The organism is Paraburkholderia sp. MM5477-R1, assembly GCF_050436385.1.
GTDB classification, from domain to species: domain Bacteria; phylum Pseudomonadota; class Gammaproteobacteria; order Burkholderiales; family Burkholderiaceae; genus Paraburkholderia; species Paraburkholderia tuberum.
Map to the genome: position 1 here is coordinate 276,629 of NZ_JBNDMC010000007.1, position 15,603 is coordinate 292,231.

Here is a 15,603-nt window from a genome sequence, read left to right on the forward strand (position 1 = left end):
CAACCATGAAGCCGTCTACTCTTTCGCTTAACCCTTCGATGATGTTCGCGCGCCGTGTCGCCGCGCTCGCGTTCGGTTTGTCGCTAGTCGCTGTGTCGGCCGCGCAGACCGCGCAGGCCGCGCCGCTGAAAATCGGCATGACGTTCCAGGAACTGAACAACCCGTACTTCGTGACGATGCAGAAAGCGCTGAACGACGCGGCCGCGTCGACTGGCGCGACGGTCATCGTCACCGACGCGCATCACGACGTCAGCAAGCAGGTCAGCGACGTCGAAGACATGCTGCAAAAGAAGATCGACATCCTGCTCGTCAATCCGACCGACTCGACCGGCATCCAGTCGGCGGTCATGTCGGCGAAGAAGGCGGGCGTCGTCGTGGTCGCGGTCGATGCGAACGCGAACGGTCCGGTCGATTCGTTCGTCGGCTCGAAGAACTACGACGCGGGCGTGATGGCGTGCGACTACCTCGCGAAGTCGATCGGCGGCAGCGGCGAAGTGGCGATTCTCGACGGCATTCCGGTCGTGCCGATTCTCGAACGCGTGCGCGGCTGCAAGGCGGCGCTCGCGAAGTCGCCGGGCGTGAAGCTCGTCGATACGCAGAACGGCAAGCAGGAACGCGCGACCGCGTTGTCCGTCACCGAGAACATGATCCAGGCGCATCCGAATCTGAAGGGCGTGTTCAGCGTGAACGACGGCGGCTCGATGGGCGCGCTGTCGGCGATCGAATCGTCGGGCAAGGACATCAAGCTGACGAGCGTCGACGGCGCACCGGAAGCGATCGCCGCGATCCAGAAGCCGAATTCGAAATTCGTCGAGACGTCTGCGCAATTCCCGGCCGACCAGGTGCGCATCGCGCTCGGCATCGCGCTCGCGAAGAAGTGGGGCGCCAATGTGCCGAAAGCGATTCCGGTCGACGTGAAGATGATCGACAAGAGCAACGCTAAGGGCTTCAGCTGGTAATGCAAGCGCAGGCCGCCGCGCGTGCGGATCATGCGCGGCGGCGCGCGGCACAGGAACATGCGATGGACACGATTCTGAAGCTCGACAACATCAGCAAGAGCTTTCCCGGCGTGAAGGCGCTGCAAGGCATTCACCTCGAGATCGCGCGCGGCGAGATTCACGCGCTGCTCGGCGAGAACGGCGCGGGCAAGTCGACGCTGATGAAGATTCTGTGCGGTATCTACCAGCCCGACGAAGGCACGATCACGCTCGACGGCGAGCAACGCCACTTCGCGAACTATCACGACGCGGTGGCCGCAGGCGTCGGTATCGTGTTTCAGGAGTTCAGCCTGATTCCGTATCTGAACGCGGTGGAGAACATGTTTCTCGGCCGTGAATTGCGCAACCGCTTCGGTCTGCTCGAACGCGGCAGCATGCGGCGCGCGGCGGCGCGGATTTTTGAGCGGCTTGGCGTAGCGATCGATCTGTCGGTGCAGATCCGGGAACTGTCGGTAGCGCAGCAGCAGTTCGTCGAAATCGGCAAGGCGTTGTCGCTCGATGCGCGCGTGCTGATTCTCGACGAACCGACCGCGACGCTGACGCCCGCCGAGGCCGCGCATCTGTTCACGATCATGCGCGAGCTGAAGCAGCAGGGCGTCGCGATGATCTTCATCTCGCACCACCTCGAAGAGATTTTCGAGGTGTGCGACCGCATCACGGTGCTGCGCGACGGCCAGTACGTCGGCATGACCGAGGTCGCGCAATCCGACGTGGGCCGGCTCGTGCAGATGATGGTGGGACGCCGCATCGAAAGCAGCTTTCCGCCGAAGCCGACGCCGCGCGCCGACGCGAAGGTCGTGCTCGACGTCGTGCGCTTGCAGCTGTTCAAAGACAGCCCCGAGCTGAGCTTCACGCTGCGCGAGGGCGAGATTCTCGGCTTCGCGGGACTCGTCGGTTCGGGGCGCACCGAGACCGCGCTCGCGGTGATCGGCGCGGACCGTGCGTACGCGAAGGAAATTCGCGTCAACGGCGCGGCCGCGAAGCTCGCCGATCCGGCTGATGCGCTGCGCGCGGGCGTCGGCATTCTGCCCGAGAGCCGCAAGACCGAAGGGCTCATTACCGAGTTCTCGATCAAGCAGAACATCTCGATCAACAACCTCGGCAAGTACCGGTCGCTACGTTTCTTCATCGACCAACGTAGCGAAGCGCGCGCGACCGCCGACATCATGAAGCGCGTCGGCGTGAAGGCCCCAACGATGCACACCGAAGTCGCGACGCTGTCGGGCGGCAATCAGCAGAAGGTCGTGATCGCGCGCTGGCTCAATCACCACACCAACATCCTGATCTTCGACGAACCGACACGCGGCATCGACGTCGGCGCGAAGGCCGAAATCTATCTGCTGATGCGCGAACTGACCGCGCGCGGCTACTCGATCATCATGATCTCGTCCGAGTTGCCGGAGATCGTCGGCATGTGCGACCGCGTCGCCGTATTCCGGCAGGGCCGCATCGAAGCGCTGCTCGAAGGCGACGCGATCGAATCGAATGCCGTGATGACCTATGCGACCGCCGGTTCGCTCGGAGCCTCTCATGAACATGCCTAATCCTTCCTCTTCGCCGAAAACATCGAGTGTCAACAGCGACACGCCGGGCGCGCCGGTGCGCTTCACGTGGGCCGCGCTCAAGCGCTCGACGCTGTTCTATCCGTTCATCGGCCTGCTGGTCGTCTGCATCGTGATGGTGTTCGCGAGCGACAGCTTTCTGTCGGCCGCGAACATCGAGAACGTGCTGCGCCAGGTGTCGATCAACGCGATCATCGCGGTCGGCATGACCTGCGTGATCCTGACGGGCGGCATCGATCTGTCGGTCGGCTCGGTGATGGCGCTCTCGGGCACGCTGTCGGCCGGCCTGATGGTCGCCGGCATGAATGGGGTGGCCGCGCTTGCGGTCGGCCTCGCGGTCGGTCTCGGCTTCGGCGCGGCCAACGGCTTTTTCGTCGCGTTCGCCGGCATGCCGCCGATCATCGTCACACTCGCGACGATGGGTATCGCGCGCGGCCTCGCACTGATCTACACGGGCGGCTACCCGATCGACGGTCTGCCCGACTGGGTCAGCTTCTTCGGCAGCGGCAAGATTCTCGGCGTCCAGGCACCGGTCGTGATCATGGCGGTGATCTATCTGATCGCGTGGGTGCTGCTCGAACGGATGCCGTTTGGCCGCTACGTGTATGCGATCGGCGGTAACGAGCAGGCGACGCGATTGTCCGGCGTGCGCGTCGCGCGCGTGAAGCTGATCGTCTACACGATCGCCGGCTTGACGTCAGCGTTTGCCGCGATCGTGCTGACCGCGCGCCTGATGAGCGGCCAGCCGAACGCGGGCGTCGGTTTCGAACTCGACGCGATCGCCGCCGTCGTGATGGGCGGCACGTCGATCTCCGGTGGGCGCGGCTCGATCATCGGCACGCTGATCGGCGCGCTGTTACTCGGCGTCCTGAATAACGGCCTGAACATGGTCGGCGTGAATCCATACGTGCAGAACGTGATCAAGGGCGGAATCATTCTGCTCGCAATCTATATCAGCCGCGACCGCAGAAAGTAACGCTCGCTTCCCCACATCCCTCTTTTCGCAGGACCATGCAATGACGACTCAATCCGACCAGCAGAACATGACCGCCATCGTCTGTCATGCACCGAAAGACTATCGAGTCGAGCAGGTACAGAAACCACGCGCGCGCGCGCACGAACTCGTGATCCGCATCGCCGCGTGCGGCATCTGCGCGAGCGACTGCAAATGCCATTCGGGCGCGAAGATGTTCTGGGGCGGCCCGAGCCCATGGGTCAAGGCACCGGTGATTCCGGGTCATGAGTTCTTCGGCTATGTCGAGGAACTGGGCGAGGGCGCGGCCGAGCATTTCGGCGTGCAGAAGGGCGAGCGCGTGATCGCCGAGCAGATCGTGCCGTGCGGCAAGTGCCGCTACTGCAAGTCCGGCCAGTACTGGATGTGCGAAGTGCACAACATCTTCGGCTTTCAGCGCGAGGTGGCGGACGGTGGCATGGCCGAGTACATGCGCATTCCGCCGACCGCGATCGTCCACAAGATTCCCGACGGCATCTCGCTCGAAGACGCCGCGATCATCGAGCCGCTCGCGTGTGCGATTCACACGGTCAATCGCGGCGATCTGCAACTCGACGACGTGGTCGTGATCGCGGGCGCGGGGCCGCTCGGTCTGATGATGACGCAGGTCGCGCATCTGAAGACGCCGAAGCGGCTCGTCGTGATCGATCTCGTCGAAGAACGGCTCGCACTCGCGCGCGAATATGGCGCGGACGTGACGATCAATCCTCGGAAGGACGACGCGCTCGCGATCATCCATTCACTGACGGACGGCTACGGCTGCGACGTCTATGTCGAAACGACGGGTGCGCCGATTGGGGTGAATCAGGGGATGGACCTGATCCGCAAGCTCGGGCGCTTCGTCGAATTCTCGGTGTTCGGCGCGGATACGACGCTCGACTGGTCGGTGATCGGCGATCGCAAGGAACTCGACGTGCGCGGCGCGCATCTTGGGCCCTATTGCTATCCGATCGCAATCGATCTGCTCGCGCGCGGACTCGTTACGTCGAAGGGCATCGTCACGCACGGCTTTTCGTTGGAAGAATGGGACGAAGCGATCAGGATCGCGAACTCGCTCGATTCGATCAAGGTGCTGATGAAGCCGCGCGCGTGAATCTGGGGCGCGGCGTTTCAACGGAGACTCTATGAACTACGTCATCGGCGTCGATATCGGCACGCAGAGCACGAAGGCGCTGCTGGTCGACGAGCACGGCGCGATCGTCGCGCAGCATGCGTCGAGCTATCAGCCCGATACGCCGAAGCCATTGTGGGCCGAGCAGTGGCCCGCGGTGTGGCTGAAGGCCGTGGTCGAATGCGTGGCCGCGTGCGTCGGCGAGGCGAAGGCGGCCGGCATCGCGCCGGGCGCGATCAAGGCACTGTGCGTGAGTAGCCTGTACGGCGGCTCGGGCATTGCGGTCGACAACGACATGCGGCCGCTCGCGCCGTGCCTGATCTGGATGGACCGGCGCGCGACCGCGCAGGTCGACTGGGTGCGCGAGAACGTCGATCTCGAACGGCTCTATACGATCACCGGCAACGGGGTGGACAGCTACTACGGTTATACGAAGATGCTGTGGCTGCGTGAAAACGAGCCGGACGTGTGGGCGCATACGCGCTATTTTTTGCCGCCGAACGCATACGTGATCTACATGCTGACCGGCGAGGTCGCCGTCGATCACAGCTCGGCCGGCAACATCGGCGGCGTCTACGATATCGCGCGGCGCGACTGGTCGGACGAAGCGCTCGACATGCTCGGCATTCCCGCGACGATGATGCCGGAGCGGCTGGTCGAATCGTCGGAGGTGGTGGGCGGGCTGTTGTCGCAATGGACCGCGCAGCTCGGGATCGACGCGGGCACCGCGATCGTCGCGGGTGGCGTCGATGCGGCGATGGCGACGTTCGCGGCCGGCGTCACGCGCGCGGGGCAGCACGTTGCGATGATCGGCACCAGCATGTGCTGGGGTTACCTCAATCAGCGTGTCGACGCACGGCACGGTTTGATCAGCATGCCGCACGTTTTCAACGGGCAGCACGACATCTACGTATTCGGCGGCGCGATTACCGCGGGCGCGTCGGTCAGCTGGTATCGCGAGCAGTTCTGTCATGCGGAGATCGAGGCCGCGCGCGCGACACCGCATGGCGATCCGCATCGGCTGCTCGAAGAGAGCGCCGCGCAAGTGCCGGCCGGCGCCGACGGCGTGCTGTTCCTGCCGTATCTGATGGGCGAGCGCAGCCCGGTGTGGGATGCAAAGGCGAGCGGCGCGTTCGTCGGGCTGTCGCTGTTTCATACGCGCGCGCATCTGTATCGCGCGGTGCTCGAAGGCGTGTCGTTCGCGCTGAAGCACAACATCGAGGCGGGGCGCAAAGGCGCGCAATCGCTCGACGATAAGCTGATCGTGGTCGGCGGCGCCGCGCATTCGGACCTGTGGATGCAGATCATCGCCGACGTCACCGGCTATCCGGTCTACACGATCGAGCAGGACGTCGAAGCCGCGATGGGCGCCGCGCTGCTCGCCGCGCTCGGCGTCGGTCTCGTGTCGCGCGAAGCGGCGCAAGGCGGCTGGGTCACGCTGATCGAGCGCGCGCAGCCCGAGGCACGGCGCATGGCGCTATACAAAGAGCGCTTCGGCGTGTACACGGACCTCTATCCGGCGTTGAAGCCGGTCATGCATCGCTTGCAATCATCATGAACGCTACTTTCGATTTTTCCGGCCGCTCGATTCTGGTGACGGGCGCCTCCAGCGGCATCGGCCGCGCGACGGTCGAGGCGCTGTGCGCGAGCGGCGCGTCGGTCGTCGCGGCCGCGCGCAACCTGAACGAGCTCGCGCGCCTCGCCGAGGAAACCGGTTGCGAGCCGTTGAGGCTCGACATCAGCGACGAAGCCGTGATCGACGAAGCAATGGCCTCGCTCGAACCGTTCGACGGTCTGGTGAATTGCGCGGGCATCGCGTTGCTCGAACGCGCGGTGGAAACGACGGCCGCAAGCTTCGATCGCGTGATGGCGGTGAATGCGCGCGGGGCGGTGCTAGTCGCGAAGCACGTCGCGCGTGGCATGCTCGACGCGGGGCGCGCGGGCAGCATCGTCAACGTGTCGAGCCAGGCCGCGCTCGTCGCGCTCGACGATCATCTGAGCTATTCGGCATCGAAGGCCGCGCTCGATGCGATCACGCGCGCGTTGTGCATCGAGCTGGGGCCGTACGGAATTCGCGTGAACAGCGTGAACCCGACGGTCACGCTGACGCCGATGGCGGTGCTGGCGTGGAGCGATCCTGTCAAACGCGATCCCGCTTTGCAGGCTATTCCGCTCAGGCGCTTTGCCGAATCGGCGGAAGTCGCCGCGCCGATTCTGTTTCTGTTGAGCGACGCGGCGTCGATGATCAGCGGGGTGTGTTTGCCGATCGATGGTGGTTATACCGCGCGCTAGCGGGTGTCAGGCACTGTCGGTTGCCGGGTGAAATGGAAGTACGCGGAGGCCCTACCAGACGGTGTGGGGCCGTCCGGTGGGAGGAAGTGCGGGCTACTCACTCAGAAGAAGACGCTTAAGCTTGTCAAGGAAAGCCTCAGTGGTCTGCTCCCACACGGTCGGATCGCACTGGTAGCCAAAATTTTCCTCAAATGCTGCGTCAAGGTTCCCCGCATGATCGCTCTTGAATCGGTCTATCTCGGCCACCGTCGCGTAAATCTCTTCCGGTGTGCATTCGCATGTAAAAGACAAAACCAATTCCTCAATTGTGTTTCCGAACAAGTCGAAATCTTCATGGAAGCGGCCACCAATCAATTGATACAAATTTTCGTATCTCAGATTGATCGACTGGCCGGATAGCACAGCCGCGAGTTGCTGAGCACTCAGTACAACCTTCAGTCCTTCGTCGTCATCGGCACCGGGCATATCGAAACACTCTGATGTTTTTATGGGGTTCCGATGCTGCCATGCTGACCATCTCTCAAGATTCGGATAACTCCGAACTTGCGTAATAGTGTTGGCTTGCTCTTTGTTCCCCGCCAGGATGCCAGGTTTGCCCGGGAAGTGCCTTACGCGCGCTAACCGCTACAGCATCGTCCGCACGTGCCACAGCTCGGGAAACAGCACCACGTCGAGCATCTTGCGCAGATACTGCGCGCCGCTCGTGCCGCCGGTGCCCTGCTTGAAGCCGATGATGCGCTCGACCGTCGTCACGTGGCGGAAGCGCCACTGGCGGAACGCATCCTCCAGATCGACGAGTTCCTCGGCCATCTCGTACAGCTCCCAATACTCGGACGGATTGCGATACACCTCGAGCCACGCCGCTTCGACCGATGCATCATGTTCGGTCGGCTTCGTCCAGTCGCGTTCGAGCCGCGCGGGCGAAATCCTGAAGCCGCGGCGCGCGAGCAGCCTCACCACTTCGTCGTAGAACGACGGCGCTTCGAGTGATGCCTTCACTTGCGCGTACACGTCGGCGCGATGCGCGTGCGGCTTCAGCATCTGCTCGTTCTTGTTGCCGAGCAGGAATTCGATCTGCCGGTACTGATACGACTGAAAGCCCGACGAACTGCCGAGGTACGGCCGCATCGCCGTGTATTCGGACGGCGTCATCGTCGCGAGCACGCTCCACGCCTGCACCAACTGTTCCATGATTCGCGACACGCGCGCAAGCATCTTGAACGCGGGCGGCAGGTCGTCGCGATGCACGGCCGCGAGCGCCGCGCGCAGTTCGTACAGCGCGAGCTTCATCCATAGCTCGCTCGTCTGATGCTGGATGATGAACAGCATCTCGTTGTGATCCGGCGACAACGGATGCTGCGCGTCCAGCAGCGTGCCGAGCGACAGATAATCGCCGTAGCTCATCGACTCCGAGAAGTCGAGCTGCGCGTCGTGCCAGCCGCTGTCGGCCGCGCTCGCGGACGGCGCCGACGCCGTCCGTCGGTGCCCGAACGGGCAGCCTTGTGCCGCCGGTTCTTCTGGCAAGCCCGGCGTGTGCATGTGATCGGTCATTCTGTCGTTATATGGACGCCTCCCGGTTTGCCAGGTGATATTCGGTGTGTGACGGACAGGATGAGGTTGCAGACTTATATCCGGCCTGTGGTGCGGATGGTGATCCGCTGGCCCTGATGGAATCTGCCGGGGAAGTCCTCATCTCCTGCGAGTCCTCGAAGGACAAGACAGAATTCAGGTTTGCTTCCCCGCGGTCCGACCTGTTTCGCCATCACATGTATATCAACCTGCGCAACCTATTAGCGACCACGTCTCCATAGTTAGTTGATCTTCTACGCAGCGTGAGCCACGTAACCAGATTGGTACGTTCGAGCGTGGGCAAGCAGCGCCCAGATCGTGCGTGCCGTTTTGTTTGCGAGCGCGACGACCACTACATTGAACGGTCGTCGCGCGAGCAAACGTTGCAGCGCGTCGCTCAGGTGCTTCGGATGCGAGAGCACTGCGCGCGCGCCGTGAATCAGCAAGGTACGCAAGTACACGTCGCCTCTTTTGCTGATGCCCAGCAGCTTGACGCGACCTCCCGTGCCGCTTTGCCGTGGCACCAAACCGAGGAACGCGGCGAACTCGCGCCCGGAGCGAAACGTACTCGCCTCGCCGATGGTGGCAATGGCGGCAGTCGCCGTGAGCAGGCCCACACCCGGAATGGCGGCGAGCCGCGTGGCCCCTTCGTCCTGGCGCAACCATGCTGCGAGCCGGTGTTCAATGGCACGGATGTCGCGCGTGAGCGCTTCGATACGCTGCAGTTGTTCGCGAAGCGTGTCGATGACCATGGCGGGCAAAGCGTCGGCCAGCTCGCCAAGCATGCGGGCCGCGTCGCTCATGCTGTGCGAGCCGCGATGCACTGCCCGCGCCAAACTCGTACAGCAAGCCGTGCGTCTGGTTAATCTGCATGCGACGCATCTTGAGCAGTTGTGCGCGCACGCGGTGCAGCGTCAGCACCGCTTGCTGCGCTTCGCTCTTCACAGCGACGAAACGCATCTCCGGCCGTTGTGCAGCTTCCCAGATCGCCTGCGCGTCTGCCACATCGGTCTTGTTGCGCTTCACAAACGGTCGGACGAATGACGGCGCAATGAGCCGGACTTGATGACCGAAGCTCGCGAAGCGGCGTGCCCAGTAATGGGCGCTGCCGCACGCTTCCATCGCGATGAGCGCGGGCGCCTGCTTCGCGAAGAACGTCACGAGCTGTTCGCGCTTGAGCTGACGACGGTTGATCTCGCCTGTGTCCATGTCTACCCAGTGCACCTGAAAGACCCGCTTTGCCAGGTCCACGCCAAACGTCGTAGTCTTCATTTCGAGCCCTCCTTACCCTCAGTGGTCGTTTTGACACCACCACTTTGGCACTCTGATGCCGTCGGGTATAGCGAGGGCTCCGCCGTTCCTACTGCCTCTCCTATCCGACGCGGGAGGGAGGCGTCCATACCATCTCCTCAGGTAACGGCGCCGCGCTGGGCGAATTCAGGGGCCCGCCAGGCCTCGCGGGCGAGCACGTCGCGCAGGATTTCGACGGCGTCCCATACGTCGACGAAGCGCGTGTACAGCGGCGTGAAGCCGAAGCGCAGCACGTGCGGCTCGCGATAGTCGCCGATCACGCCGTGCGAGATCAGCGCCTGCATCACCTCGTAGCCGTGCGGATGTTCGAAGCTCGCGTGCGAGCCGCGCTTCGCATGCTCACGCGGCGTCACGAGCTTCAGTGGAAATTCGCTGCAACGTGTCTCGACGAGTTCGATGAACAGATCGGTCAGCGCGAGCGACTTCTGGCGGACCGCCTGCATAGACGTTTGCAGGAACACGTCGAGCCCGCATTCGACGAGCGCCATCGACACCATCGGCTGCGTGCCGCACAGGTAGCGGCCCACGCCGTTGTCGGGCTGATACGTCGGGTTCATCTCGAACGGCGCGCGATGCCCCCACCAGCCCGACAGCGGTTGCGCAAACCCGTTCTGGTGACGTCTAGGCACCCACACGAACGCGGGCGAACCGGGACCGCCGTTCAGGTACTTGTACGTGCAGCCGACCGCGTAGTCGGCACCGACGCCGTTCAGATCGACCGGCACCGCGCCCGCCGAATGCGCGAGATCCCACAGCGCGAGCGCGCCCCTGTCGTGAATCAGCTTCGTCAGCGCGGCCATGTCGTGCATGTAGCCGGTGCGGTAGTTCACGTGCGTGATCATCGCGATCGCGGTGTCCTCGCTGATCGCGTCGGGCAGTTCGGACGGATCGTCGACGAGGCGCAGCTCGTAGCCGCGATCGAGCTGCTCGATCAGGCCCTGCGCGATATACAGATCGCTCGGGAAGTTCGAGCGCTCGGACACGATCACGCGACGCTTCGGATCGCGCGCATTGGCGAGCCGCACGGCGGCCGACAGCAGCTTGAACAGGTTGATCGAGATCGTGTCGGTAATCACGACTTCGTCTTCGGCCGCGCCGATCAGCGGCGCGAGCTTGTTGCCGAGTCGGCGCGGCAGCGCGAACCAGCCGGCATTGTTCCAGCTGCGGATCAGTCCCTCGCCCCATTCGGCGGCGATCACGGTCTGCGCGCGCTGCGCGGCGGCGGCCGGCGGCACGCCGAGCGAATTGCCGTCGAGATAGATGGTCGTCGGCGACAGCGCGAACTGGTCACGCAGCGCTGCGAGCGGTTCGGCGCTGTCGAGCGCCACGGCTTCATCACGATGGTTCATGGGGGTTCGATGGGTTGGGTTGTCGGGTTGATCGCTCGCCGGGGAGCGTGGCTGAGCGCGAGCCGGGCAGTGCACGCAGCACCGCGCGCACCGGGCTCGCGTCGAGCGTGGTCAGCTTCAGCGGCAGCGCGATCAGCTCGTAGTCGCCGGGTTCGACCGCGTCGAGCACGATGCCCTCGAGAATCGCCATCCGGTGCGCGCGAATGCGGTGATGCGCGTCCATCGTCTTCGATTCCTGCGGATCGAGCGACGGCGTGTCGATGCCGAGCAGCCTCACGCCGCGCGCGGCGAGCAGGTCGACGGTCTCGGGCGCGACCGCGCAGAACGCACTATCCCACTCGCGCGTCGGCGCTTTTCTGTAAGTGCGCAGTAAGACTCGCGGCGGCAAATCGTCGAGCGAGCCGGCAAGATGTTGTGGCGTCACAACAGGCGACGCACCGATACAGTCAATCACTCTGCATAAACCGAGATATGCGTCGAGCGGCACGTTGCCGATCGCGGCGCCGTCGACGTCGTAGTGCAGCGGCGCGTCGGTATGCGCGCCGGTGTGCGGCGAGATCGTCAGACGCGCGACATTGACCGGCGAGCCAGCCTCCATGCGCCAGACGCGCTCGATGCCGACCGGCGTGTCGCCCGGCCAGACGGGCGTGGCGGTATCGACGGCGGGGGTGATGTCCCAGAGTGCTCGCATGACGGTGTCGACGGTTGGTAACTATCTCTAAATGATAGAGGTCAAGCTGTGAAATGTGATTGCGAAAAAATCTCCTTACCAGCCGTGTCTTGGAACATAATTTGAGTCAAACAGGAAAGGGAGACCGAATATGAACGCGATCTCGCTCGACGCCACCGATTGCCGTATCTTGACGGTGCTTCAGCAGGAAGGACGGATCAGCAATCTCGACCTGGCGGAGCGCATCTCGCTCTCGCCATCGGCCTGTCTGCGACGCCTGCGTCTGCTGGAAGAGCAGGGCGTCATCGAACACTACCGAGCGTGCTTGAACCGCGAAGTTTTGGGGTTCGAGCTGGAAGCGTTCGTGCAGGTATCGATGCGCAACGACCAGCAGAACTGGCACGAGAGTTTTGCCGAAGCGTTGCGCGACTGGCCCGAAGTGGTCGGCGCTTTCGTCGTGACCGGCGAAACCCACTATCTGCTGCGCGTGCTCGCGCACAACCTCAAGCACTATTCGGACTTCGTGCTCAATCGCCTGTACAAGGCGCCGGGGGTGATGGACATCCGCTCGAACATCGTGCTCGAAACGCTGAAGGAAGATTCGGGCGTGCCGGTGTCGCTCGTGAAGAAGAACAGCGGGCACGGAGCCACGCATAGCGACCGTTCAGGATGATGAGGGCGGGGCGCGCCGTTTTCGACGCGTCCGACCGACAGGCGCTACAGACGCCAGGGAAGCGCCGCGCCGCTCAAAGCGGCTTCAGGCCGTGGAACTGCGCGCTCTGGAACACGAGCGGCAGCATGTCCGCGGCATTTTCATGCACACCGCAGCGCTCCACTTCGCCGACGAAAATCACGTGGTCGCCTTCCTCATAGCGGCTGCGGTTATGGCATTCGAACCACGCGAGTGCGCCGTCGAGCACCGGCATGCCGCTGTCGCCCGCCGCGTGCGACACGCCCTCGAAGCGGTCGCCCTTCACGGTCGCGAAGCGCTTGCACAGATCGAGCTGCGTCGAGGCCAACACATTGATCACGTAGTGACTGTTGGCGCGGAACACCGGCATCGACGCGGAGCGCGTCGCGAGACTCCACAGCACGAGCGGCGGAGAAAGCGACACCGAGTTGAACGAACTGGCCGTGATGCCGATCAATTGACCGGACGCGGCGCGCGTCGTAATCACGGTGACGCCGGTCGCGAACTGGCTGAGCGCCTGTTTGAACGCGGACGGGTCGAAGTTGGGTGGGCTCGCGCGCTTCATCGGGGCGAGGCCCCCGTCGCGCGCCGTGTGAAAGAACGACTGCAGCGCGAATCAAGGCGCGAATTGAAGCGCGAATTGAAGCGTATACCCGCGCGGCGGGAAGCGGATGTTTCGAAAGTCATGGTGAAAATCGTTGATTTCCGCCAATTTTAACTGCAATCGCCGCGCGCGCCGCAGCACAATGCGTGCGGCGCGTGGCAGCCGGGCGGTTGCATCGACGATCGCCTCGAAAGGCTGCACCCGAAAATTTGACGATCGTGCTGGATCGAGGCGCGGGCGCGGCGCTTGCGTGTGTGAGGCACGGTTATTCACACGTCGCGTGCCGGCGTTTCTATACTCGATATCTGCACGGCCGGATTTGCGGTCATTGCGCGACGGGTGCCTGACTCGTGCCTGACTGCGCCTTTCAGAACGCGTGTTCGGCCATATATTCGGATGCGGTGGCAGATACGGCGGCGCTACGCAGGCCGGCTGCCGATCATTGTGTGAATCTGATCCTGGGGTGAAGCTTATGAACGAGACAGCAACGCTCGGCGGTGGATGTTTCTGGTGCCTCGAAGCGGTGTATCTGGGCGTCGAGGGCGTCAATGCGGTGGAGTCGGGTTATGCGGGTGGTCACGCGCGCCATCCGAGCTACGAGCAGGTCTGCGACGGCGACACCGGTCACGCGGAAGTGGTCAAGGTCGACTTCGATCCGGCCAAGATCAGATATCGCGAGATTCTCGACATCTTTTTCGCGATCCACGATCCGACCCAGCTGAACCGGCAGGGCAACGACGTCGGCACGCAATACCGCTCGGTGATCTTCACGCATTCCGACGCGCAGCACGAAACCGCGCTGCAGGCGATTCGCGAGATCGGCGAACAGCGCATCTACGACGGCAAGCTCGTGACCGAGGTGCTGCCGCTCGGCGACAACTACTGGGCCGCCGAGGCCTACCACCAGAACTATTTCGCGCAGCATCCGAATCAGGGCTACTGCTCGTTCGTGGTAGCGCCGAAAGTCGCGAAATTCCGCCAGAAGTTCGCCCATCGGATCAAGGCGGGTTAACGGCGCAGCGTGGGGATTGGAGTCGGCAACGGGCGGATGCGGGAGACCGCCTGCTGCTGTTCGTCACTGCGGTTCCTGTGCTCGCGATGGCGCCTCGTCGCCGTTATCGCCGCGTCCCTGCGTGACACGCACGCAGGCTTCGACGATTTCTTCGGCCAGTTTCACGCAGCTGAGCGGCGCCGATCCCTCCGCCTTGTTGTTGACCGCGATCACGACCGGCTGACCAGCGAGCGCGTAACGCGCGGCCAGTTCGGCGAGCGACGCGCGCGTCGCCGGATCTTCGTCGACGAGCCGGTTGAACGGCTCGTACTTCGCCTTCGCCTGTTCGTACTTGAAACCGCCGTGCAGGCTCCAGCGCACGATCAGCGGACCGGCCGGCTCACCATCGAGCAGCGCGAGCGCCGCGGCCTGGCGCAGCGGATCGGGCATCCGCGCATGAATGCCGACGCAGTAGCGCACGCCAGCCGTCTTCAGCATGCGGATGAAGCGCGGCGTGAGCAAGCTCGCGTCGCGAATCTCGACCGCGTAGCAACTGCCGTCGGGCAGCCCGGGCAGCGCGTCGAAAAACTCTCCCAGTCGTTCGATGAATACCGCCGGCTGCGCGAGCATCTGATCCGGCAGCGGCGAGAACTGGAACACCAGCGCGCCGGCCTTTGCGCCGAGGCCTTCGAGGCAGGGTGTGACGAAATCGTCGATCGCCATCTGCGCGTTCAGGAAGCACGGGTTCAGCGACACCGGCTCGCCGCGCTCGGCGCGCACGGTGGCGTCGGTGATCGTCATCGGCGCCTTGACGATGAAGCGGAAGTGCTCGGGCACCTGCTGCGCGTAGCGCAGGTATTCGGTGACCGTCAACGCCTGGTAGAACGAGCGGTCGATGCTGACCGTCTTCAGCAGCGGATGTGCGCCGTACGCACTCAAGCCCTCGCGCGACAGTTTGCTGTTGCTGTAGTCATCGCCGTAGACGATGCCTGTCCAACCCGGGAACGACCATGTCGACGTGCCGAGGTGGATCTGCGGCGGCAATTGCGCCGCGAGCGCGAGCAGCTCCGGCGAGGGCGGTGCAGCGAGCACGTCGCGGCTGCGGCGCTTTTTCGGGGCGTCGGCGGAGTCCGGCGCGGAGTCTGGTTCAGGAGTGGGGCTGTCGGGCCGGGTGTCGGCTTCGAACAGCGACGCGGGGGCGTTGGATATGGCGGTCTTCGGCGTGCGCTTGTGCTCTGGCCGCGCAGCAGCGCTGGCGGCCGAATCGGCTTCACGTGGGGACATGGCCGGCGCTTCTGCCGCGGCCTCCACCGGCATCCCGAACAGATCGAACTGCTGCGCGGCCTGATGCGCCGCATCGTCCGCGCTGCCGTCCTTGCCGTCCGACGGCTCTTCGACGTCACTCGTCCTGCTCTGGTCCATCAATGTCCGGCCTGCTGTTCA

General features: G+C 63.8%; 15 protein-coding genes and 1 pseudogene. 8 read left to right on the forward strand and 8 right to left on the reverse strand.

The annotated features are described in order from the left end of the window. The first annotated feature begins 5 nt into the window (after positions 1 to 5). From OKW35_RS30085 to OKW35_RS30110, 6 genes are all read left to right on the forward strand, one after another. A complete protein-coding gene (locus OKW35_RS30085) occupies positions 6 to 959 on the forward strand; it encodes a substrate-binding domain-containing protein (protein WP_184051485.1) in 954 nt (317 codons plus the stop codon). A gap of 62 nt (positions 960 to 1,021) precedes the next feature. Continuing rightward, positions 1,022 to 2,542 carry a sugar ABC transporter ATP-binding protein gene (locus OKW35_RS30090; RefSeq protein WP_429553968.1) on the forward strand — a complete coding sequence of 507 codons (1,521 nt, stop codon included), beginning with the start codon at positions 1,022 to 1,024 and terminating at the stop codon, positions 2,540 to 2,542. After that, positions 2,529 to 3,536 (forward strand): ABC transporter permease, encoded by a 1,008-nt coding sequence (locus OKW35_RS30095; RefSeq protein ID WP_187614003.1) that lies wholly within the window; start codon positions 2,529 to 2,531, stop codon positions 3,534 to 3,536. The genes OKW35_RS30090 and OKW35_RS30095 overlap by 14 nt, the downstream gene beginning before the upstream one ends. Positions 3,537 to 3,576: 40 nt before the next feature. Then, the gene (locus OKW35_RS30100; protein ID WP_429553969.1) at positions 3,577 to 4,665 is read left to right on the forward strand and encodes an alcohol dehydrogenase catalytic domain-containing protein; all 1,089 of its coding nucleotides are present in this window, start codon (positions 3,577 to 3,579) and stop codon (positions 4,663 to 4,665) included. Between the two features lie 31 nt (positions 4,666 to 4,696). After that, positions 4,697 to 6,241, forward strand: a complete 1,545-nt coding sequence (locus tag OKW35_RS30105) for an FGGY-family carbohydrate kinase (RefSeq protein ID WP_429553970.1) — start codon at positions 4,697 to 4,699, stop codon at positions 6,239 to 6,241. Continuing rightward, complete coding sequence (locus tag OKW35_RS30110; RefSeq protein WP_429490095.1) at positions 6,238 to 6,975, forward strand: SDR family oxidoreductase; 738 nt, start codon at positions 6,238 to 6,240, stop codon at positions 6,973 to 6,975. The genes OKW35_RS30105 and OKW35_RS30110 overlap by 4 nt, the downstream gene beginning before the upstream one ends. Before the next feature lie 93 nt (positions 6,976 to 7,068). Here OKW35_RS30110 and OKW35_RS30115 read toward each other — a convergent pair whose 3' ends face one another. The 5 genes and pseudogenes from OKW35_RS30115 to kynB form a co-directional block, all read right to left on the reverse strand. Continuing rightward, complete coding sequence (locus tag OKW35_RS30115; RefSeq protein WP_260321048.1) at positions 7,069 to 7,440, reverse strand: contact-dependent growth inhibition system immunity protein; 372 nt, start codon at positions 7,438 to 7,440, stop codon at positions 7,069 to 7,071. 159 nt (positions 7,441 to 7,599) lie between these two features. Continuing rightward, entirely contained in the window at positions 7,600 to 8,526 is a 927-nt protein-coding gene (gene kynA / locus OKW35_RS30120) for a tryptophan 2,3-dioxygenase (protein ID WP_429553971.1), read from the reverse strand. A 272-nt stretch (positions 8,527 to 8,798) separates the two neighbouring features. Further along, positions 8,799 to 9,816: pseudogene (locus tag OKW35_RS30125) on the reverse strand (IS110 family transposase). 137 nt (positions 9,817 to 9,953) lie between these two features. After that, a complete protein-coding gene (kynU, locus tag OKW35_RS30130; RefSeq protein WP_429553972.1) occupies positions 9,954 to 11,204 on the reverse strand; it encodes a kynureninase in 1,251 nt (416 codons plus the stop codon). Next, the gene (gene kynB, locus OKW35_RS30135; RefSeq protein ID WP_429553973.1) at positions 11,191 to 11,895 is read right to left on the reverse strand and encodes an arylformamidase; all 705 of its coding nucleotides are present in this window, start codon (positions 11,893 to 11,895) and stop codon (positions 11,191 to 11,193) included. Before kynB ends, kynU begins: the two co-directional genes overlap by 14 nt. 130 nt (positions 11,896 to 12,025) lie before the next feature. On the opposite strand from kynB, the gene OKW35_RS30140 reads away from it, so the two are divergent. Further along, the gene (locus tag OKW35_RS30140) at positions 12,026 to 12,547 is read left to right on the forward strand and encodes an Lrp/AsnC family transcriptional regulator (protein WP_090801655.1); all 522 of its coding nucleotides are present in this window, start codon (positions 12,026 to 12,028) and stop codon (positions 12,545 to 12,547) included. Between the two features lie 73 nt (positions 12,548 to 12,620). Here OKW35_RS30140 and OKW35_RS30145 read toward each other — a convergent pair whose 3' ends face one another. Together OKW35_RS30145 and OKW35_RS30150 are read right to left on the reverse strand one after the other, a co-directional pair. Further along, positions 12,621 to 13,130, reverse strand: a complete 510-nt coding sequence (locus OKW35_RS30145; RefSeq protein ID WP_090801653.1) for a flavin reductase family protein — start codon at positions 13,128 to 13,130, stop codon at positions 12,621 to 12,623. 51 nt (positions 13,131 to 13,181) lie between these two features. Further along, positions 13,182 to 13,442: a hypothetical protein gene (locus OKW35_RS30150; RefSeq protein ID WP_429553974.1), complete on the reverse strand. Its 261-nt coding sequence runs from the start codon at positions 13,440 to 13,442 to the stop codon at positions 13,182 to 13,184. A gap of 199 nt (positions 13,443 to 13,641) precedes the next feature. Between OKW35_RS30150 and msrA the strand changes: the two genes are divergently transcribed. After that, positions 13,642 to 14,181 carry a peptide-methionine (S)-S-oxide reductase MsrA gene (msrA, locus tag OKW35_RS30155; protein ID WP_429553975.1) on the forward strand — a complete coding sequence of 180 codons (540 nt, stop codon included), beginning with the start codon at positions 13,642 to 13,644 and terminating at the stop codon, positions 14,179 to 14,181. 63 nt (positions 14,182 to 14,244) lie between these two features. Here msrA and OKW35_RS30160 read toward each other — a convergent pair whose 3' ends face one another. Continuing rightward, complete coding sequence (locus tag OKW35_RS30160) at positions 14,245 to 15,582, reverse strand: DUF72 domain-containing protein (RefSeq protein ID WP_429553976.1); 1,338 nt, start codon at positions 15,580 to 15,582, stop codon at positions 14,245 to 14,247. Between the last annotated feature and the right edge of the window lie 21 nt (positions 15,583 to 15,603).